Origin of the sequence: Terrimonas sp. (assembly GCF_003075435.1) — a bacterium.
In the GTDB taxonomy this organism is placed as follows: domain Bacteria; phylum Bacteroidota; class Bacteroidia; order Chitinophagales; family Chitinophagaceae; genus Agriterribacter.
The window spans coordinates 13,107-34,517 of the sequence record NZ_QCZJ01000019.1 but is presented as its reverse complement, the minus strand read 5'-3'; the positions used below and the strand labels follow the sequence as shown (position 1 = coordinate 34,517).

Here is a 21,411-nt window from a genome sequence, read left to right as displayed (position 1 = left end):
ATATACTACTACCGGTCAATGTAAATTGATGAGGCGTTCAAAAACAAAAATCTTAAGTAGACTATTAATACGGTATCTTCAATGCTTATCAATGAGAATACATATATGCCTGTACAGGTCTTGAGAAAGAACGTGCTTTTTGAACCCGATAAAAGCCGTGTTATTGCCCGGTTTTTGTACACCACTCACGAACGAAGCAGGGATTTGATCAGTAAAATAATGGCCATTCCCGAAAAGAAACAGCAGGAAATATTAACCAATATTTTAAGAGATTTTTCAAGACGGCACAGAAGTATCACACGAATTTTTACTAAACATTTCAATCGGTTATTACATGTATTAAAAGAGCTGGATATAGCTCCGGATATGATAAATGCTACGCAAAAGGCATTGATAGGAGCCTATTTTACAATGGAATATTCCATAGAAGCAGCGGCTTTTTTCAACCCGTCAATGATAGAAGCTCCCGATCAATCGGAGCTGACTGAAGGAGAGAAAAGGATTATCATCAGCTTCAGGGCAACCGGTGAAGGGCATGTATCCTCCGTTGTTTTCCGTTCAGGAATTATTGACCATAACAATGATATTGTTATAGATACGCCTGGTAAAATGCTAGAGTCTCCGGAGCATATAAAAAATCATATCTACCACAAAAAATCGTTCAGGAGAAAGCTGAACGAAATGCGGGATCGTGCGAGTGTTGCTTATGATGTTATGATGGAAAAGCTTACAGACAGCTTTACTTACGAGGAGCTTAAACGATATGTAAAAGAAACCCAGGAACTTGTACATGAAGACGCCGAAAGTCTTATTTTATTGAATGAGATTATGTGGCTTGCGTCTTCTCATTACGAAATGGATTTTTCGGCTGATACTCATATAGCAGAACGCGTAATATTTCCTATTGCTGATACCGAAATTAAAGGTATAGAAGATGCACGGTTTGTTCGGTTTACAGAAGAAGATGGCGAAATAATATATTATGCCACTTACACAGCGTATGATGGCATTTCTATTTTGCCCAAATTATTATTTACAAAAGATTTTTATCATTTTAAGGTGATACCGCTTCATGGCGAAGTAGCCCAGAACAAAGGAATGGCGTTGTTCCCCAGGAAAATAAATGGTATGTATGTTATGTTGTGCAGGGTAGATGGTATCAATAACTATATTGCTTACTCAGCAAGCATTACAGTATGGCGGGAGGCTACTCTTCTGCAAAAGCCTGAGTATGGATGGGAGCTTGTGCAAATAGGCAACTGTGGTTCGCCGATAGAAACAGAGGCCGGCTGGTTGGTAATAACCCATGGTGTTGGACCGGTGCGGGAATATGTGTTGAGCATCTCCTTATTGGATCTGAACGATCCATCGAAAGTTATAGGCCGGCTGCCGTACCCATTGATCATGCCAAATGAAAAAGAAAGAGAAGGATATGTTCCCAATGTGGTTTACTCCTGTGGATCCATGATTCATAATGAAGACCTGATCATTCCCTATGCGATGTCTGATTATGCCTCTACATATGCCACCGTAAATCTCAGGGCGCTATTAACAGCGTTAAAAGAATCAGGAGCGCCTGGTAACAGTTGATTTTTTTTGACAGCAACACCGATAGATTATCAGTGCTCTGATTTGTAAAATTCTTCAAAGGCCTCCAGTACAGTTAAATGAGCAATCAGGTAAGCTAATGTACTTTCTGCACCCTGGTTGCGGTTAATACCGCTACGCTCCAATCCATCACAGCAGCCCTTGGTTTCAAAATCATATAAACTCATGCGTAAATCATTTTCACCTAAGAACCACATGAACGATGTATATAATTTGTCTAAGTAGATTTTTTCTTTGGTTAAACGAAAAGCCTGGTGAAACATCAGTACTGTAGCCAGCACATCCAGTGGTTGCTGGGCAAACATGGAAGGCGCTCCGTTTTTTACATACCAGGTTTCATTCCCTACAACAGATAAATATCCTTCTTTGAGCGTAAGTGTTGAAAGAAAATGCATGCTTTCCATAGCGACGTTTGTAACGGCTTCATCATTTAAGAAGTTTACGGCATGCAAAAGAGACAGTGGCAGCATGGCATTGTCATACGCAAGCAGGCTTTCAAACCAATGCCAGTCATCTGTTCTGTTTTTTTTGTATTCCTCAATAAGTATATTGACCATTTTTCTCAGTCGCTCCGTCATTTCATCATCATGTGTATTATTTTTAAAATAATAGCACACACCAATAATGGTATTCGCAATGCTTCGGATAGATCGAAGATTTTCAAAATTTGGAGCAGCATCAAAAAATATTTCTTTACCGGATTGGTAGTAAGCATCATTGGGAGCATTTCCCAATAAATACCCAAGGGCCCATATGGCTCTTCCAAAAGAATCTTCTGAACCAACATCGTCCAGGAAATTACGGTTAAAGCTCAGAAAATTTCTAAACCGGCCGTCGTCCCTTTGCATATAGTGTATATAACTGAGATACACCGGCGACAGCTCAAGTGCCTTTGGGTGCTTTTTTTGTTTGTATGCCATTAACACCATTAACAAAGCTCTTGCATTGTCATCAAGGCAATATCCTTCTTTTAAATTTGGTATCCCAAATTTTGCATGTTGAATGATGCCGGTATCATCTGTCATGCGTTGGATATGATCCAGTGCAAACGGCGGCAAAATTAATGGCTCCAGGAAAACATCCGGTTGAGGCATATTTTTCGGCTGTTGTACAACCTGCTGAGCAAGATGCCTGTATTTTGTACCAATTTTAGGCCAGGTAATCTGCCTGCCATACGCGTAAGACTTATTCTGCAATTCCAACATAGTTGCAGGGTTGCCTAATAATTCAAGCAAAACAGCTGAAAGCCCGTCAGCGTCATTAAAATCAAACAAGCGCCCTCTTCCCTGATCCAGCAATTCGGCGGCATGCCAGTATGGGGTTGAAATTACTGCTGATCCTGCACCTACAGCATATGAAAGAGTGCCGCTGGTTATTTGCGCTTCATTAAGATAGGGTGTTATATAGATGTCGGAAGCATACAAATACCGGAATAGATCTTTTTGATTAATAAAATCATTCAAAAAAATCACATTCTTTTCAAGCTGTAGTTTTTTGACCAGGCGTAGTAAAAATATGCGGTATTCCTCCCCAGAATGCCTAAGCACTGCCGGATGTGTTTTGCCCAATATAATATAAACAGTGTCCGGATAATGCTTCACTACTACAGGCAAAGCCTTTATAACCGTTTCTATTCCTTTATTCCTGCTGATGAATCCAAAAGTAAGTATTACGTTTTTTGAAGCGAGCTTTAAATCCTTTTTAGCGCTTTGATGTTCAAATTGCACGTCAGGAACGCCATGCTCGATCAATGTGATCTTATCAGCAGGAATTTCGTACACAGATGTCAGGAACGCTATTGCTTTATTACTCATAACTACTATCCTGCTGGACATTTTACAAATTTGTATAAGTATAGCCTTTTCATTGTAGGAAGGTGTTTTTAATACAGTATGCAGCGTTACAATCAAAGGCATTTCTAACTTGTGCAACAGCGGAAGTATATATACGCCACCCTGTCCGCCAAAAATGCCAAATTCATGCTCCAGTATACAAACATCAGCTCCACTTAAATTAATAAACCTGGCTGCCTCGATATAGTCTTCCTGCTGCTCCTGCTGTATTTTGAATTTCACCTCATCAGGGTATAGATATGACTCCTGCCTGTCATCAATAGCTACCACCAAAGAATCCCATTGCTCTTCTCCGGCAGGAACATTTTTTATCATCGCTTCAAAAAGATCTTTCGTAAATGTTCCTATCCCACACTCTCTAGGAGCGTAGGTACTTATATATGCAATCTTCATATGAATATTTGTAAGGTAAGGTGTAAAGAGGGAGTGGACGTGCTTCGTGAAGGTAGTCAATTAAAGCGACAGATGTCCGGGAAATAAAAATGAGGCTGGCGATGATTGAAAACAAAAATGTACCTGAATGTATTCACCAGGGTACTTATACGTGTTGAATCAGCGGCTTAGCGTCATAAGGCAAAAATATTTGTAATCATCACCTAATCAACGAACTGATGCTATTTGCGCAAGCGTTTTTGTAGCGTATATTAGCGTAAATACAAACGTTGGCAGTAATATTTGACGAGCAACTGAATAATTTAAAGATATTTCATAGATCATATGCAAAATTTAGAAGTCGGACAAATTCTTTTTTTGAAGAAAATCAAATGCCTACTCTTAAACACAGTATTAATATTTACAGCTATACTATGCCATTCTGAATATGTGTATGGGCAAGGTGATGACCTTCCTATCCGAGATCAAACTAAAATCATTCTGCAATCCAAAATATTAAACGAAAAAAGAGTTTTGTGGATATATACCCCTACTAGCTATTCAACGAGTAACGAGAAGTATCCAGTACTTTATTTACTTGACCCTGATTTGAATTTTGCATATGTTACCGAGTTGGAAAAATTTCTCTCCGATAGATATCGTATTCCACAATTAATCATAGTCGGTATTGTAAACACAGACCGTGTTCGGGATTTCACACCAATACACTCGCTTATTTTTAATGGTAAAGTTGATAGCAGCCTTTTAAACACAGGAGGTGGAAATAACTTTTTAACCTTTGTGAAAGACGAAGTCATTCCCTATGTTGAAAAAAACTATCGTACAGAACCTTACCGCATTTTAGAAGGACATTCACTCGGTGGTTTGTTTGCCATTTATTGCAAAGAGAGTACACCAGAACTTTTTCAATCAGAAATAGTAATCAGCCCGGCAATATATGGTGGAAACCTGCAAATACTTAGTCAATTTGCAACATTTATGTATCAACATCCAAAACTATCGGGTTACATGCCTGTTTCTATTGGAGATGAACCCGGAGGAAAATTAGCTGTTGATTCTCTCATTCGACAATTAAAAACTTCAGCTCCAGCATCGTTCAAATGGCAGTTCACTGCTTATCCGAGTGAAGACCATTTCTCAGTTGGCTATAAAAGTATGTATGATGGATTGCGCTTTATTTATTCCGACTGGTTTATAAACCCTCAAGACACAAATGCAGTAAAATCTTATAAAGATATTGAGCAGCACTTTGCATTTCTTTCAAAACAATATGGCTATAAAATAATGCCGGGAGAAGATTTCATAAATGACTGTGGTTATCAAAGATTAAATGGAGGTCATATTGAACAAGCTATAGAGATATTTAGGGAGAACATAAAAAATCATCCAAATTCATCAAATGTATATGATAGTATGGGTGAAGCCTATATGAAAAATGGAGAACAAGACTTAGCGATAAAAAATTATGAAAAATCACTTTTATTAAATCCCGATAACGAAAACGCAAAAGAAATATTGAAAAAACTCAAAGCACCAAAAGATAAGTAATACTGCTGCCAACAATGCATTTGCATTAAGTTTACCCGAGCCTGGTACGGGAAATGCCTGGAAGCCATTTTTCTTTCCTCCTTGTTGAGAATATTCAAGCATAGGTTGTAAGGAAAACAATTTACTTATCTTAAAATCCGCGAAAATACCAAAGCCTGCACCTAACCTTGAGCTATATCCTTCATTTAAAGGATTTACATCAGCGCCACTGCCACTGCTTAAATTCGGAATGGTAAGACCTCCGCGTATACCTATGGATGTTTTCTGCGCCTGCACGTTGTACACTAAAAGCATTGCCATCAGTCCTGTCAAAAAAAAATACTTTCGTAAACCCTGCCTTCTTTTTAATCGGTGAAATGCTGAGCCGCTTATTGTTTCAGGTAATCTGTTTTATTATTATCACAGCTATCGGTTACTACGCGTTTGCTTTTACATTAGTGCACGGATGGATCACATTTATTGAAATGCTGATGTTATCTATGTTCGGACTTATCATTTTTAACGGCATCGGTTTTTTTATCAGCGGTCTTATCCGTAACGAAAGTTCCATTGCACCAATAGCCAATACGATCACTGTACCACAGATCCTGTTGTGTGGTTTGTTTTTCCCGGTGGAAAATTATCCTGGCTGGCTGCGCGGTTTCTGCGATTTGTTACCGCTCACTTTTTTAGTGGACGGACTGCGGAAAATAGCATTTGAGGGCGCACACTTGTGGCAAATACCGGTCACCATAGCCGGTCTGGCCATATGGACATGCCTGGTCATACTGGTTTGTACAAGATCACTGCGCACATCAGAATAGAAGCTGACTTTTTTGATATTGCATAAACAAAAACGCACAATAAACCTCATTAACGCAAAAAAGTCTGATACTATAAATGAACACGCACTGCATGTATGAATACAACCACCCGAAAAAAATAAATGCTAAGCCTCTTAAATTGTAAGTGACTTTAAAATTTTATCGCCTGTTCAGGCTGTTATTGATAACGGGCATATTATTGTTACCAAACCTTTGCAGTATCTTTCAACATGTAAATATAATGAGGCTCTTTATAATTTATTCTGCAAGCTGGGTAATTACTAAACATAGTTTTAGTATAATAAATCTTTTGCTGATACAAGGCATGCGCAGTACTATTGTTTGCTGCCATGCTTTGTATTATACCTTTAACAGTAATACGAGGCTGTTTCACGGCTCTAAAATGTTCATTTGAAAAATCTTAATTTGTGCGATGCAGAACCTCAATATCCTTATAGATTTTGAAGCGTCGGATAATAAACGAGGTATAAAAAGATTGATGGCCCGGCAGGATTAGAATCATATGCGGTGTATACCGGTGGCTATTTTATTTTTATTTCCAATGAAAGAAAACGTGCCGTCCGTTTCAATCTCCAAAATTTTGATACCAGTCATATTACGCCGGACGCTATATAAGCATGAATCGGAGAAATATATAAATCATATCCGGGTTTTTAATGATACCGCATTCTCTGACCAGTGATTTTTTACCGTCTTCTATAATTTTTTTTACATCAACCCGGCACCGCTGAAGCAGGCTTTTGCCGGTACTTTTTTTACATTGATCTGACCTTTAAAAGCCATTCGGATACATAGTAAGCAATCTGATGGGCAAAGTCTTGGTATAGCAAATGCTTGTTTGTTCCACCCCCATATTGGGTTAATAATTTCTCTGCCATTTGTGATAATTCCCTTTTTAGTTCATCTGCATAACGGGCGGTTAACTGCTGGAAAACATTTTCATCTTTTCGCCTGTCAAGTTTTTTGGTATTGTACTCAAATGTTTTCATTGCCCGTAAATGAATTTCCGAAGCTTCATCTCTGAATCTTGCTTTAACAGTATTGATATCGGGGTTCATAATTATTTAAATAACGTAAGTATCAAAAGGTACTATAATTCAGCCGGATAATCTCAAGCCGGATATCTTTTAAAAGTCTCCGGTCATCTGAAAAGTGTGACACTTCATGCAGGGAATGTGTTTCTAAACACGGTAACAAACAGCATTTATATTCATGCCTGCTCCTACCGAAGTAAAAACGACAATATCTCCCTTACGCACCTGGTGACCGGGAATTGCTCCTTTACGAACCATATGGTAAAGCGTTGGAACAGTAGCCACCGAGCTATTGCCCAGCCATTGGATATTCATAGGCATAACATCTTCTAAAGGCGCCGCCAGTTCGTATAATTCATACAGGCGTTTGATGATCTCTTCATCCATTTTTTCATTGGCCTGGTGTATAAAAATTTTACTGACCTGACTGATATGCATTCCACAACTGTCCAGGCACTGCCTGATGGCTGAAGGCACATGCTTTAATGCAAATTCATAAACCTGCCTTCCTTTCATCTTCATATACAGGTCCCCCTTCTGTCTTCCGACGCCATAGGATGGTCCCATGGTTATCTGCACTACCTCTTCCGCACTGAAGGTTTGTACACTGTACCCAAGTATCCCGGGGCCTTCTTCAGCGCCTGACAGGTACTCCAGTATGCAGGCACCTGCACCATCAGCGAAGATCATACTGTCCCGGTCGGCGGGATCAATTACTCTTGACAATGTTTCTGTACCAACCAATAGTACTTTTTTAGCCATACCGGCCTTAAAATAAGCTTCTGACTGGATCAGGGACTGCACCCAGCCCGGACAGCCGAACAGGATGTCATACCCGATACAATCCGGGCGCCGGATGCTGAGGGCATGCTTCACACGGCTTGCCAGTGACGGAACGTTTTGTGACTGTGGGTTACCGGAAGCTACATCCCCGAAATTATGCGCCACGATGATCTGGTCAAGCGTTTCCGGATCAATGCCGCTGTCGGTTAATGCCTGTTCCGCCGCTTTGGCGGCAATACCCGAAGCAGTTAAATGGTCCGGAACATAACGCCGCTCCCGGATACCGGTGATCTTCTGAAATTTTTCAATGATCATTTTGGAAGGTCCTGTTATAGGCAGGCCGTTTTCGCCATAGAAGGTGCTGTTTGAAAAATACTCGTTGGACCGGATTATTTCCGGGATATAGGCTCCGGTGCCTGTAATAACTGATCTAAACATTCTGTGCCCTGGTGTTCTCGTTCTTAAAAATAAAATTTTATATAAATATACCGGTAACAAGTGAAGATAAAGATATGTATCATTACCGGGTAAGCAGTGTCCTGATTACACGGTATTATCAAACACAGATCGGAGCGGGAAAGAATGCCTGATCAATTTAATAAGTGATCTATCTGAATGGCATCCAAATAGGGAATCAATTGCTTTGTATCCTGAAATACCCTGTATTCCCCGATCTCTTTACACTTATAACAGCAGTAGGTCTCTACATAGAATCCATGTAACTGATAAAGAAAAATCATTTGATTGTTAAGACATCTCTTGGCAATGGCAACACCTTCAGTCATAACGGTAGATCTTTTGTGGTCCTCTGGTAATGCAATAAATTCTGACAGTTTCATAAATAACAATTTTACAATTAAGTTAAAAATGCGATTCCTAAAACTAGATGCTGAAAACATGATAGTATGCCATCAGCTCACGATAATCAATGAACTTACGAGGCAGAGACAGTAACAAAAAAGGAGGCTGATTTCGCCGAAAACCGGCATGCTATGCGAGGCAAATATAAAAGTGATTCTGAAAAATTCAAATTTTTTCCTGATAAAATGAAAAGCTGAAAGTACAGCAGTTTTCCTGTTAAGCATGTATAGCCTGGGGGAATTGTTTTTACATGCATAGTGAAATCTTTTGAAAAAAGCTTCATTTCTAAGATGTATCCACCAACCTTTTGTGCTAACGCTCCCGGCATTTATAAAATAAAAAGGGTGCATAGACATGCGCCCCGTTTTAAATCCAATATCCTATGAAAAACTGTTGCAAAAATAATAGTTCCGGGGATTTCCGCCATCGTACAGCCTGTATATATCCTGTCCTATGCGGTGCTACAGCAGGCATATAAAAAAACAGCGCTACAGAAATGTAGCGCTGCTGCAATGTCTTTAGTTGGACGGTTTTTTAGGACAATTGCTTTTCCAGGGTAATGGATTTAGATCAAGGGTTTTAGGTTCATAGGATTATTGGGATCTGTTTTCGGTTAGTTGTCTATTGGATTTGTTACACAAAGAAACGACGCATCCGGCTTGCAAAAAATAGAAGGCTTTGTGATTGTTTTGTCATAACGATTCGACAGGATCGGAAAACTACTATCTTTAGAGAAATCATTGCATATGTCATCCAAAAAACAAAAACCCGCCGCCGCAGAGGATAAACCTTCTTTACTCGAAAAAATATCCGGCGTTGCTTCAGAACTGAAAACCGATATTGTAGCCGGCGCGTTCGCCGTTACTGAAACCGTAGCTGAAAAATTTACGGAAGTAAAGGAGGCAATTAAGAAGAAGGTTTCCGGGAAAACAACGCCCGCAAAGAAAGCCGTTAAAAAAGCAGCGAAGAAAGCAAAGCCGGTCGCAAAAAAAGCGGCAAAGAAAATTTCAAAAACGACTAAAAAAATAACAGCACCTGTTAAAAAAGCAGCAGCCAAAGTAACCAGGAAATCACCTGTCCGCAAACCGGCTGCGAAGAAGAATGCACGAAGCAAATAAGATCATGTCAGAAATTTTAAAACAATCAGAAAATACCTGAGATCCTATGTATCCTCATAAAGGATGATTTGTTTTATCGCAAAAGACAATCAATTATTATTCCATCATCAACGACACGCTTGCAAAAAGCAGAACACATTTACGGGAAATCCATTTTAAAAAAAGAAAGCAACTGGTTTCACGATTTATCAAAACCAGGTTTGAAAATCGATACTGGCGTGAGTGGTTCGATTTATAACATCTTCTCCCAAATTTGAAAGTAACACCACATCAGGCTAAAAGCATACTATTGGCAAGGCTACCTTAATTGTATTTTGGCGAAAGTTTAAGGCATGTATAGTTTTAAAAACGACTACTCGGAAGGAGCACACCGGCAATACTGGAAAGGCTGTTGAAAACCAATATGGAGCAACAGGCGGGTTACAGCGAAGATCCATAGTAAAGCTTCTTTCTGGTTTTACAGACCAATTCACCTCCGCAAGAAGTACAAGTAACTTCATCGAAAAATAATTGTTGAGACAGGGAGGAAATAAATGAACGGTTCATTTCTACGCCCAATCAAATCGCGGATTTAAAAGCCATCAATGCGTTACAGGTATTACATCTAACGTTTTCCGGAATGTAATTTTTTTGAAGCAACAATAGAGACCGGAAACATATTACTATAAAAGAAATCCAAACTTGGCGAAGCCATTTTTATCCTGCTTTAATAATATATTATAATCGCAACAACTACGTAATGTGTAAGCACGGTTGAATATTTTTTTTGCTTATTCGGTACAGGTCAGGTCAAGAAAAGAAAAAAGACCTTCTAAATTTATTTCTGAATTGAAAAAATTTTGGTTTCACCAAGACTAATTAATTTAAAAATGAATAACGATTGCAAAATTTTAAACCCTCTTATTTTATCAGCATTGTTGTTGCTGGTTTTAGTTTTCTCAACATTAAGTCTTTCTGCTCAAAATGCGCAACGGATTACCGGGCAGATAATTGATTCTGCAAGCCTGGCTGGTGTTAGCGGGGTAACAATATCTGTGACCAACACAGACGCAAGCACGGTTACGGATGCGAACGGAAAATTTGTAATAAGCGTAAAACCCGGACAGACGCTTCGTATTTCACATATTGGTTATGAGGATAATTTTTATGTTGTGGAAACAGGTATAACAAGTATAACTATAACTATAACCGCCAAATCAAAGGAGTTGTCTGATGTAGTAGTGGTAGGTTATGGCAGGCAGAAAAAGGTGAGTGTGGTGGCTGCAATATCCACTATGAGTGCAGCAGGTTTGCGGCAAACACCAGCCTCTAACATAGGAATTGCGCTTGCAGGCCGTTTGCCTGGTTTAAGTGTGATTCAACGATCCGGCGTGCCGGGTGGTGAGCAGTTGGATTTTTATATCAGGGGACGCAGTACTATCAATGGTCAGCAGCCTTTGATACTTGTTGATGGAGTCCAAAGAGATTTCACGGCTCTTGATCCGCGGGAGGTTGAATCTATTTCAATACTCAAAGACGCTTCTGCTACAGCGGTATATGGTGTGCGTGGTGCAAATGGTGTTATAATGGTTACAACACGTCGTGGTTTTTCCGGTAAGCCTGTTATAGATGTTACTGTAGAACAATCGTGGCAATCACCAACACGTTTACCTGAAATGACCAACTCTTATGATTATGCTACACTGCGTAATCAGGTGGAAATTCAAAATGGTCGTCAGCCCATTTACGATGATGTTGCTTTGGAACATTACAGACTTGGCGATAAACCTGACCTGTATCCTGTGCGCAATTTTGTGAAAGAATTCATGAGAGATGCTTTCCCTATGCAAAGAGTGAATGTAAATGTAGCCGGTGGCTCTGAACGGATGAGATATTTTACTACAGTCGGTTATCTTCGCCAGGAAGGAATTTTTAAAACCGAAAAATTCAGTGAGTATAATTATGATCCCGCATCAAAACCCAACCGCGTAAACTTCAGATCTAACTTTGATATTGATATCAATGCTTCTTTAAGCATGTTCCTTAACATAAGTGGGTATATGCAAAAGAAAAATGATCCTGTAGTTGTGCCTAATAATGGCGCTTATCTTAATGATGTTAGCGCATATTCAGTAGTAATCGGCTCTTTGCTTCAAACACCCAGCAATTATCACAATGATGTAACTCCTGACGGAGAAGTATTATCAACTCCATTAAAGGGAGGAAATATAAACAATGTGCCCTATGGAATGTTAAATCGTTCCGGCTTCCGAAACACACTTATTAACCAGGTGACTACCACATTAGGAGTAGAACAGAAACTTGAATTTTTGACAAAAGGATTGTCGGCAAAAGTTGTGGCGTCCTACGATGCTACCTCTATGAATCAACAGGTGCGTCAAAGAACATTCCAGCTTTACGAGGCCAAGCCTGATCCTGATGATCCTGACAAAGTTATTTATCAGCCAACCGGCACAATGACAAACAGTACCTTAAGTGATGCACAGGCACAATCGCAATGGAACCTCATGAACCTTGATGCTTCCATTAACTACGGGCGTAAATTTGGCTTGCATGATGTTACAGCGATGGCTTTATTCAACAGGTATCAGCGTGTTGTAAACATTGAACTTCCATATAATTACATAGGCTTTGTAGGACGTGCAACATACGGTTATGATAACAAATATCTTGCTGAAGTTAACTTTGGCTACAATGGATCTGAGCAATTTGCGCCCGGGCATAAGATGGGTTTTTTCCCTTCTTTTTCTGTAGGCTGGGTAGCGTCTAATGAGAATTTTATACAGAACAGCATGCCCTGGCTCACATTCGCTAAAATCCGCGCATCATACGGACAGGTTGGTAATGATAATATGAACGGCGCACGTTTTGCATTTCTTACGTTATGGAATGGCAGTTATGAATCACAGATAGGAAATAATAATCTTGAATGGGAGAAAGCCAACAAATACAATGTTGGTTTGGAAACACGCATGTTCAATAACTTCAGCTTTGATGTGGATGTTTTTTATGAAAGACGTAATAACATCCTGATTTCTGCCACGGGCCTGGTGCCAACAGGTGTATTTGGAACCGGAGGGGTATTTACATCCGGTATAATCCCCAGGATAAATGCAGGTGAAATTGAAAACAAAGGTTTTGAACTGGTAGGCGGTTACCAGAAAAGTTTTAATAAAACCACACGCCTTGATATCAGGCTTAACGGAGCTTTTAACCGCAACAAGGTGTTATATGTCAGTGAGGTTTTACTACCTGAAGAATATGCATACCGGCTTCGCAGCACAGGTTACCGTTTGGGGCAGCAATGGGGCTACGCAACAGCAGGTTTCTTTAATACACAAAGAGAAATAGAGGACTGGCCGGATCAATCAGGAATTGGAGCCACACCTAAATTAGGAGATATCAAATACAAAGATACCAACGGTGATGGTGTTGTAACAGAACAAGACCAGGTTCCTATTGGATTTCCTGAGGTTCCTGAGTGGACATTTGGAGGTGCAATCAGTTTTCAGATCAAAGGATTTGACATCAGTATGATGTGGCAGGGCGTGGCTAACAGGAGTTACCTGATGGTTGGTCAAAGAGTATGGGAAACAAACAATTTTAATGAATGGCATAAAGAAGCCTGGAGCCAGGAAAGATTTGATGCTGGTTTACCTATTACGTATCCACGTTTAGATCCCGGTAGCAATGCAAGCAAGTTACCATCTGATTTTTGGTATGTAGATGGCAGCTATATCCGGCTGAAAAATGCTGAAATCGGGTATACACTTCCGGGAAATATCTCCGGCAAAATCGGTGCAAAATCAGTAAGGGTGTATGCAAATGGATTGAACCTGCTCACATTTGACAGGTACCCCGTAAAATACCAGGATCCGGAACAGAACAATGAGCTGTTATATCCTGTTTTTAAAGCCTACAATGTAGGCGTGAATATATCATTTTAAAAATGCCTGACCATTAAAATATTCGAAATCATGAAGCGGATCGCCTTATTAATCATTATTACAACAACGCTTTTATTCCAGTATGGCTGTGAAAAAGCATTAGAGAAAACGCCTGACGGACAAATTACCATAGACAAAATTCTTACCAACTATAACCGGAGCAAGGGATTGCTTGATGCAGCATACGGCGAGATATACCAGGCAAGAGACCAGATTTCATTTGTAATGAGCCCTATGGAATGTCTTACCGACAATGCTTTCTGGGCTGCCACCTATAATGCATATGAGTGGCATAATGGCTCCTTGTCTTTATCTAACCCTGTTATTAATTGGCCGTGGTCGTCTCCATCGGAACAGTTATGGCCGGATTTCTGGCGCGGTATCCGGCTGGCAAATAATGCGATTAAATATTTGCCCCAGTCTACAGCTATTACTGAGCAGGAACGTAAAACCTGGATAGCGGAAGCGCGTGTTTTGCGTTGTTGGTATTATATGAACCTGCTGGAATTTTATGGAGCAGTACCCTGGGTGGAAGAACCATTTGATCCAACTTTTACAGGATGGAATGATCTTGTAAGACCTGCTTACAACGATATAGCTTCAAAAATTGAACAAGAACTGCTCGAAGTTATTAATTCCGGAATTTTACCAAACCGTCAACCTTCGCAGGATGCCCGGCGTGTTGATAAAGGGATTGCGTATGCAATACGTGCGCGTGTATTATTGTATAATGCAAGTCCGCTTAATAATTCAGATAATGACCAGGGTAGGTGGCAACGTGCTGCTGATGCAGCCCAGGATGTTATAAATATGGCAGAGTATGGCCTTGTAAGCATGCAGGACTATAAAAAATTATTCATCGGTGCATTTACTACCCCGGTCTCTGAAATCATTTGGCGCTCATGGAGTGATAACTCTCATATCAACAATACAAACGGAGTAGACGTTGGTAATTATCCTTATGCTGCTATCAACCACATGTGGAACTGTGGAGAATCGCCAAGCCAGGAGCTGGTTGATTGCTTTGAAATGACTAATGGCGCTTTACCGGTAACGTACAATGATGCCAGTCATACAAGTATTACAATAACACCCGGTGCAACCGCTGCAGGATATAGCGAAGCAACAGGTGGAGATCCATATGCTAACAGAGATGCGCGCTTTTATATAAATATACTTTACAACATGGCTGACTATGGCGTGCCTTATAATTGTACGGAACCATTTATTATTGAAACCTTTGTTGGAGGGCGAAGTGGTTTTAATGATGTGATTTCACAGGAAACACAAAGAACATGTACGGGTTATTACAGCCGCAAAGACAAGCAGATCAAGTTCTGGGGGCCTGGAGGCAGTTCAGGCAATGAACCTACACATTGGGTGTTTTTCCGCCTGGCTGAATTCTATTTGCAGAAAGCAGAAGCCTTATGTGAAGTTGGTGATCTCGCGGGTGCGAAAACTGCATTAAATGTAATCAGAGAAAGAGCCCTTCAACCGAAAATAGAGAATGTACCAGGTTTCGTAGATTCAAAAGAATTTTTACGTGAGCGCATTCGTAACGAACGTCGGGTAGAATTTTGCCTTGAAGGGCAATACCGTTTCGATGACCAGCGCCGCTGGAAAATTCTTGGAGAAACCAATAAGTTTATTACAGGAATGAGAATAACAAAAGGTTCTGATGGAAAATTCAGCTATGAGCGTAGGAAAATTCGTGACTACCAGTCTTACACAGATAAATACCTTATAATGCCGATCCCTTTGGAAGATGCAAAAAAAATGACCGGCATGGTGCAACCCGAAGCCTGGAGATAAAAAACAGCAATTGATTGTCTTACGCCGGCTCATGCCGGCATAAGACAATTATTATTTAAGGATAAATTATTTATCTCTGAAAAAAATCTCTTGAATATTTATCATTGTTTTTTAGCCAAGAGGAACTCCCATGAAATCTTTCATTCATCCTTTGTGTATTTTATGAATAAAAAATTTCATGTACGTTTGACGCATTTATTCTTGGCTACACAAATTTGAAAACTATCATGAAAGGATTGTCACTATTGCTGGGATATGTTATGCTGTTTACAACAGGTTATACTCAAAAACAATCGCCTGTTCCGCGAAAGGCTACAACTGTTTTGTATCAGAAAAAGCTGAGTGATACAGAAAAATTTCCGGAGTTGATTTTAAATGATGTTGCCTGCAATTTTACAACACAGGGACTGGTGATTACCGGAAATAAAAATACTATCCGGTTAAATAAATATTATTCGCTGGGCGAACGACTGGTGCGGTATCATGTTCGCTTTTCAAACAATACCAAGGCTGTTTTTCAAAGCAGCACAGGCGATTTTAAAGTGATAATAGATGTTCCCAAACAGAAAATTGCGATTGAAACGAACCCCGTCGTATGGAAGCGTGTTAAAATATTTCCTGACAATGAATATCTCGTAGAAATTCAGCGGATTTACCAGCAGTCGAAAGTTAAACTAACGGATCTTTCTACCGGTGTGGAAGAAGAACTGGAAATAAACGGTGATGGACCTGGCGGTGTGGGTGAAGGAGCCATGGGTAGTGAGAAAGGCCTCGTACATCAATGGGATTACTACTGTTTTGGATTGCTTGAAGGAACATCACTTACAATAAAACAAATTTGTGTACAGGCAATGGAGAGCAATCTTACTTTGCTGTTATATGGTGATTCAATAACCCAACCTGAAGGATATTTCCCTGCAAAAGACTTTCCACTATCGTGGACGCAACTTATAATGCAACATGTAAAAGGAAAATCCATGTCGAGCGGGCGTGGCGGATGCACTATAAGGGAAGTACTTGAAAGAATAAAAAATGAACTACCATATGTAAAAGCAAAATATGTAATGGTTACCATTGGTACGAATGGCGGAAATACTGAGGCGAACCTTAGTGAACTGGTGGAATATATCTTTGCGCAAGGATCAATACCTATATTAAATAATATCCCATCTAACGAACATGCCACACAGGCAGAAGCCAATATATTGATTGAGAAAGTCCGTAGAAAATATAATGTTAACGGTTGCAGGTTTGACCTGGCTACTTCGCTTAACCATGACGGCAAGGAAGTAGATAAAACAACCATGTGGCACGAAGATTATACTGCCATCAATAACTGGGGGCATTATTATCATCATCCTAATGTAAAGGGATCATACCTCATGTATCTTCAAACCTTAACAGATACACCTGAAATATATGAGTAATTTAAAAAGTACCTGCCTGCTGATCGCTATATTCATCATGCCTTTCTGCGCAGTTTCTAATAATAATACCATTGTAAACTACAGTATTGAGGAAGTTGCCAACGGTACCATTTATGTTATCTCGCAAAAAAGCGACCGTTATACTTTCGATTCGGCGAGGTATACCATTTTTATCCCGGCAAACACACCGGAGCTTCAGTCTGTATTTGTGCACCAGCATGGATGTACAATGGAAGGGCGTGGTTCTGCCACTGCTTACGATGTGCAATACCAGGCATTTGCCAAAAAATGGAAACTGGCAGTAGTAGGTGCTGACCTGTATTCAGCAAAAGGTAATTGTCATGACTGGAGAAATGCTGAATCCGGATCAGGTGAATCCCTTATAAAATCCCTGCAGGAAATTGGTACTCAATCCGGGCATCCTGAACTGGCAAAGTTTCCCTGGTTATTATGGGGGCATTCAGGTGGCGGATACTGGGCGCTGTCTATGTTAAGGGCGTATCCCGAACGTATATTAGGTATATTTGGCTACTCCCCTGCTTTTGAACCCGGCGCATATCCAAAAGCTGCCTTAAAGGTTCCGGTAATGATGCGTCATGCCGGCCCGGTTGGCGATGCCTGTTGCTGGCAAACTTCACTGAAAGAATTTCATAAGCTACGTTCCGCCGGTGGTTATACAAGTATTGCATACACACCGTATCAAAATCATAATTTCAGTTATGTAAGATATATTGCCATTCCTTTTTTTGAAGCTGTGATGAAACAAAGGCTTTCGGTTAGCGCCGGGCCTTCATATACCACAATGCGCAATATGGATTCCACAAAAGCATGGTTGGGAGACACCGTGAGTTATAATATCTATAAAGCAGCCGCTTATCCCGGAAATAAATTATCAGCAGCATGGTTACCTGACTCAATCACAGCCACCAAATGGCGGGAATATGTTATAACCGGAACCGTAATTGACAGAACACCCCCGCCTGCCCCTTACGGTGTACAAATAAGGAGAAGGCATAACGTAACGATAGAATTAACCTGGAAGGCTGATGCGGACATCGAATCAGGTGTCAGTCATTTTAATATTTATAAAGATAACCATCTTATAGGCAGATTTCCCAATGCTGGCTTTTACCAGCAATTTGATACCAATGGAGATGACGCTTACCCGTTGCAACTGCCAGCACTCAGAACAGATGTTACTTTACTTTGGAATGATAGGGGAAAGATATCGGTAAGTACTGTCAATCACTTTGGGCTGGAATCAGAGAGAACCACTATACCTTAACCTGCTTTATATGAACAGGATTCAATTTCGCCTGCTTTTATTGTTATGTTTTTTTCAAACATGTATACAAATTTCTGCGCAGAATAGTAACCCGGAATATATGTTGTGGAATCTGACTGCTACCGATGCGTTAGGCAGACGCTTTGAGCCGGCATCTGGCGAGCAGAAAGAAAAAAAATATGTAGGCCTGTTTTACTCATTATGGCTGGGACAACATAAAACCCAGCAACATGATGTTTATGATATACAAAAGCTGTTAAACAGTAATCCCGGGGCATTATATGATACAGCGGGAACACCCGAAAGCCCGCTGAAAGAATTTCATTTCTGGGGTGAGCCGCTATATGGTTACTATAGCATGAGTGATCCCTGGATTGTAACGCGGCATGTTGAGCTTTTATGTAATACCGGTATTGATTATTTATGTATTGATGCTACAAACAGAGTGGTGTATACCGAATCAATTGAAAATTTGTTTACCATATTGCTGCGGTTTATGGAGCAGGGATTTAAAATACCAAAGATCGTATTCTATACAAATAGTCTTTCCGGGGCAACAGTAGATGATTTATATAATCAGTTCTATACGTCAGGGAAATATGAAAAGCTATGGTTTAAACCTGCAGGTAAACCAATGATCATTGGCATCACCGAAAATAACAACAAAGCCTCTGATATGACGAAATATAACCAGTTTACTGATTATATAAAAGAGGATGTGAAAAAGTATTTTGATGTCAGGGAATCGCAGTGGCCTAATGGAGACTATAATCCAGCGGCTATTCCCTGGATGAGCTGGCAATATCCGCAATGGAATCATAATGGTACCGTGGCAGTGCCGGTGGCTCAACACAGTCATACTGTTATTGATGCCAGTGCTATGCATCCCGAAAGTAGCAGGGGATATAATAATGCCACTAAACAGGTAGAAAAGGATTGGACAGCAGGTGCCAGCTTTCAAACCATGTGGGACGCAGTTTTAAGAAGAAAGGACAGTGTAAATAATGTATTAGTTACATCGTTTAACGAGTGGATGGCCATCAAATATGCCAATGCGCACGGAAGAAAGCATGTCTTTTTTGTAGACGTATTCAATCATGAATTTTCCAGGGATATAGAAATGATGAAAGGCGGTTATGGTGATAATTTTTACCTGCAACTGATAAGAAATGTGAGAGCTTTTAAACTGTCGGCAGGAAAGCCTTACCGTTATGCCAACAAAACAATCAACATCCATACAGCAACAGAACAAACATGGGCTGATGTGGAAGCCACCTATACAGATGTGGCAGGTGACGCCCTCTGCAGGAATTTTTCAAACGCAACAGGCACAGGTATATACACCGACAGCAGTAACCGCAATGATATCACGGAAATAAAAGTAGCGCACGATTATAAAAATGTTTATTTCCGGATCAGGACAGTTGCAGACATTACAGCGCATAATGGCAAGGATGTGAACTGGATGAACATCCTGATTGCGGATGGCGATACATCCAGGTCATTTGCAGGATACCATTATATCATTAACCGGCATCCGGGAAGCAATGGAACAACTTCAATAGAACAATCAGCCGGTGGATACAGGTGGAAAAAATCAGGAGTAGCAAAATATACTGTCAGAGGTAATATAATGCAGGTTGCTATCCCACTCGCTGCCATTGGTATTAAAAGCACCTGTCATTTTGAATTTAAAGTATCTGATAATGTAACGAACTACGATGATATAATGGATTATTATATAACAGGAGATAGTGCTCCGCTTGGCCGTTTGAATTTTAATTATCAATAGTGGACTAATAAAGTAGCATGCGCATTTCAAAGCGATGCTCTTAAAGTAAGCCTGAAGGGAACTTTTTGTTTTTCTGTAGAACCTGATAATACAGCACGCGCTGCCATAATACCCATTTCATGGAAATCGGATGAGATTGTTGTAATACCCTGGTGCACTACTCTTTTGATGGGTGTTTCATTATAGGAGATAACACCTACTCTTTCGCCTATATTAAGCGAGGTAGGCAGGATTTTTTCGATCAAAGTAACAAGGTCATCCTCGATCATATTAATGTATACATCGCCATCCTCAACAGTTTCGTGATCAAGACTGCTGATTATTTTATATTGAAAAGCATTGTCCTGGCAAAAATGCGTAAACCCTTTTACAATTTCTTTGGGATAATAGCTGTGCTCCGGGAATATCAGTTTTATGGTTTGGTATTTCACAAGCTTTTCCAGGGCATCGGTTAACGCCTGGTAAATATCATTTTCAAAATCAATATACACGGCTCCGTATTCCCCTGTTACTTTGGGTATAAGTTTATCCATCATCAGCAATTTGTCTTTGGGAATAGTATTTACAATTTCATGCGCGTTTTCTCCGCCTTCTATAAAATGAGGTATAATTACAAAGTGGGTATAGTGATCTTTATTGCTACTCAGTATTCTTTTAAAAAGATGAAAGTCATTATTGTAAATGTAAAAATCAATACCCGCCTTATCTCCAAGTTCTGTTACAAATGCATCGTAAATTGTTTTTTTTGGGATACTTAATTTATTGAAAAGCAAAAAAACATTCAACGGTCTCCTGAATTCGGTATTCTCAATAAAATAACCTCTGCGCGGAACCGCATTGATAACACCTAACTGGCGCAACTGCTTATATCCGCGCTCAACAGTATCTCTGGCAATATCTAACTCTATACTCAGTTCATTTATCGAAGGCATGTTATCGCCTGCCTTAATATTTCCTTTTTCAATTTCTTTGAGTACTGCATTTACGATCTGCAGGTATTTGGAAGTGCTGGAGTAAGGATCAACAGAAATCAGATCAATGAGCTTTTGCTTTTTCATTATGCAAATACAATTTTTATGACAAACAATTGAGCGCTTAAATTAATGCTATTACTACTATAATCTAT

General features: G+C 39.9%; 14 protein-coding genes. 9 read left to right on the top strand and 5 right to left on the bottom strand.

The genetic code is table 11. From position 1 onward, the window contains the following. Window positions 1-81 precede the first annotated feature (81 nt). Window positions 82-1,590, top strand: a complete 1,509-nt coding sequence (locus DC498_RS18345; protein WP_240628048.1) for a glycoside hydrolase family 130 protein — start codon at window positions 82-84, stop codon at window positions 1,588-1,590. Window positions 1,591-1,619: 29 nt separating this feature from the next. On the opposite strand, the gene DC498_RS18340 is transcribed toward DC498_RS18345, so the two are convergent. Further along, the gene (locus DC498_RS18340; RefSeq protein ID WP_116875612.1) at window positions 1,620-3,854 is read right to left on the bottom strand and encodes a glycosyltransferase family 4 protein; all 2,235 of its coding nucleotides are present in this window, start codon (window positions 3,852-3,854) and stop codon (window positions 1,620-1,622) included. A gap of 324 nt (window positions 3,855-4,178) precedes the next feature. On the opposite strand from DC498_RS18340, the gene DC498_RS18335 reads away from it, so the two are divergent. After that, a complete protein-coding gene (locus tag DC498_RS18335) occupies window positions 4,179-5,402 on the top strand; it encodes an alpha/beta hydrolase-fold protein (protein WP_116875611.1) in 1,224 nt (407 codons plus the stop codon). Here the strand turns inward: DC498_RS18335 and DC498_RS26225 are convergent. Then, window positions 5,337-5,714, bottom strand: coding sequence for an outer membrane beta-barrel protein (locus DC498_RS26225; protein WP_165813890.1), 378 nt, complete (start codon window positions 5,712-5,714; stop codon window positions 5,337-5,339). The genes DC498_RS18335 and DC498_RS26225 overlap by 66 nt on opposite strands. Between DC498_RS26225 and DC498_RS18325 the strand changes: the two genes are divergently transcribed. Then, a complete protein-coding gene (locus tag DC498_RS18325; protein ID WP_116875609.1) occupies window positions 5,660-6,205 on the top strand; it encodes an ABC transporter permease in 546 nt (181 codons plus the stop codon). The genes DC498_RS26225 and DC498_RS18325 overlap by 55 nt on opposite strands. A 776-nt stretch (window positions 6,206-6,981) precedes the next feature. Here the strand turns inward: DC498_RS18325 and DC498_RS18320 are convergent. After that, complete coding sequence (locus DC498_RS18320) at window positions 6,982-7,284, bottom strand: hypothetical protein (RefSeq protein WP_116875608.1); 303 nt, start codon at window positions 7,282-7,284, stop codon at window positions 6,982-6,984. Window positions 7,285-7,407: 123 nt separating this feature from the next. Next, complete coding sequence (locus DC498_RS18315; RefSeq protein WP_116875607.1) at window positions 7,408-8,481, bottom strand: 3-oxoacyl-ACP synthase III family protein; 1,074 nt, start codon at window positions 8,479-8,481, stop codon at window positions 7,408-7,410. 1,169 nt (window positions 8,482-9,650) lie between these two features. On the opposite strand from DC498_RS18315, the gene DC498_RS18300 reads away from it, so the two are divergent. The 6 genes from DC498_RS18300 (at window position 9,651) to DC498_RS18270 (ending at window position 20,285) form a co-directional block, all read left to right on the top strand. After that, entirely contained in the window at window positions 9,651-10,022 is a 372-nt protein-coding gene (locus tag DC498_RS18300; RefSeq protein WP_116875604.1) for a histidine biosynthesis protein HisIE, read from the top strand. Between the two features lie 869 nt (window positions 10,023-10,891). After that, the gene (locus tag DC498_RS18290; protein WP_116875603.1) at window positions 10,892-13,969 is read left to right on the top strand and encodes a SusC/RagA family TonB-linked outer membrane protein; all 3,078 of its coding nucleotides are present in this window, start codon (window positions 10,892-10,894) and stop codon (window positions 13,967-13,969) included. Window positions 13,970-13,999: 30 nt separating this feature from the next. Then, window positions 14,000-15,781 (top strand): RagB/SusD family nutrient uptake outer membrane protein, encoded by a 1,782-nt coding sequence (locus DC498_RS18285; RefSeq protein ID WP_116875602.1) that lies wholly within the window; start codon window positions 14,000-14,002, stop codon window positions 15,779-15,781. A 227-nt stretch (window positions 15,782-16,008) separates the two neighbouring features. Next, window positions 16,009-17,208, top strand: a complete 1,200-nt coding sequence (locus DC498_RS18280) for an SGNH/GDSL hydrolase family protein (protein ID WP_206197688.1) — start codon at window positions 16,009-16,011, stop codon at window positions 17,206-17,208. Then, entirely contained in the window at window positions 17,201-18,493 is a 1,293-nt protein-coding gene (locus DC498_RS18275) for a hypothetical protein (RefSeq protein WP_116875600.1), read from the top strand. The genes DC498_RS18280 and DC498_RS18275 overlap by 8 nt, the downstream gene beginning before the upstream one ends. 100 nt (window positions 18,494-18,593) lie before the next feature. Continuing rightward, complete coding sequence (locus DC498_RS18270) at window positions 18,594-20,285, top strand: hypothetical protein (protein ID WP_133176891.1); 1,692 nt, start codon at window positions 18,594-18,596, stop codon at window positions 20,283-20,285. Window positions 20,286-20,311: 26 nt separating this feature from the next. Here the strand turns inward: DC498_RS18270 and DC498_RS18265 are convergent, their stop codons facing one another. Continuing rightward, the gene (locus tag DC498_RS18265) at window positions 20,312-21,343 is read right to left on the bottom strand and encodes a GntR family transcriptional regulator (protein ID WP_116875598.1); all 1,032 of its coding nucleotides are present in this window, start codon (window positions 21,341-21,343) and stop codon (window positions 20,312-20,314) included. Window positions 21,344-21,411 lie beyond the last annotated feature (68 nt).

Bases quoted from the DNA above. Each gene is read 5' to 3' on its own strand.
- DC498_RS18345 (WP_240628048.1), top strand. From the start codon at position 82: ATGCTTATCAATGAGAATACATATATGCCTGTACAGGTCTTGAGAAAG.
- DC498_RS18340 (WP_116875612.1), bottom strand. From the start codon at position 3,854: ATGAAGATTGCATATATAAGTACCTACGCTCCTAGAGAGTGTGGGATA.
- DC498_RS18335 (WP_116875611.1), top strand. From the start codon at position 4,179: ATGCAAAATTTAGAAGTCGGACAAATTCTTTTTTTGAAGAAAATCAAA.
- DC498_RS18325 (WP_116875609.1), top strand. From the start codon at position 5,660: ATGTTTTCTGCGCCTGCACGTTGTACACTAAAAGCATTGCCATCAGTC.
- DC498_RS18320 (WP_116875608.1), bottom strand. From the start codon at position 7,284: ATGAACCCCGATATCAATACTGTTAAAGCAAGATTCAGAGATGAAGCT.
- DC498_RS18315 (WP_116875607.1), bottom strand. From the start codon at position 8,481: ATGTTTAGATCAGTTATTACAGGCACCGGAGCCTATATCCCGGAAATA.
- DC498_RS18300 (WP_116875604.1), top strand. From the start codon at position 9,651: ATGTCATCCAAAAAACAAAAACCCGCCGCCGCAGAGGATAAACCTTCT.
- DC498_RS18290 (WP_116875603.1), top strand. From the start codon at position 10,892: ATGAATAACGATTGCAAAATTTTAAACCCTCTTATTTTATCAGCATTG.
- DC498_RS18285 (WP_116875602.1), top strand. From the start codon at position 14,000: ATGAAGCGGATCGCCTTATTAATCATTATTACAACAACGCTTTTATTC.
- DC498_RS18280 (WP_206197688.1), top strand. From the start codon at position 16,009: ATGAAAGGATTGTCACTATTGCTGGGATATGTTATGCTGTTTACAACA.
- DC498_RS18275 (WP_116875600.1), top strand. From the start codon at position 17,201: ATGAGTAATTTAAAAAGTACCTGCCTGCTGATCGCTATATTCATCATG.
- DC498_RS18270 (WP_133176891.1), top strand. From the start codon at position 18,594: ATGTTGTGGAATCTGACTGCTACCGATGCGTTAGGCAGACGCTTTGAG.
- DC498_RS18265 (WP_116875598.1), bottom strand. From the start codon at position 21,343: ATGAAAAAGCAAAAGCTCATTGATCTGATTTCTGTTGATCCTTACTCC.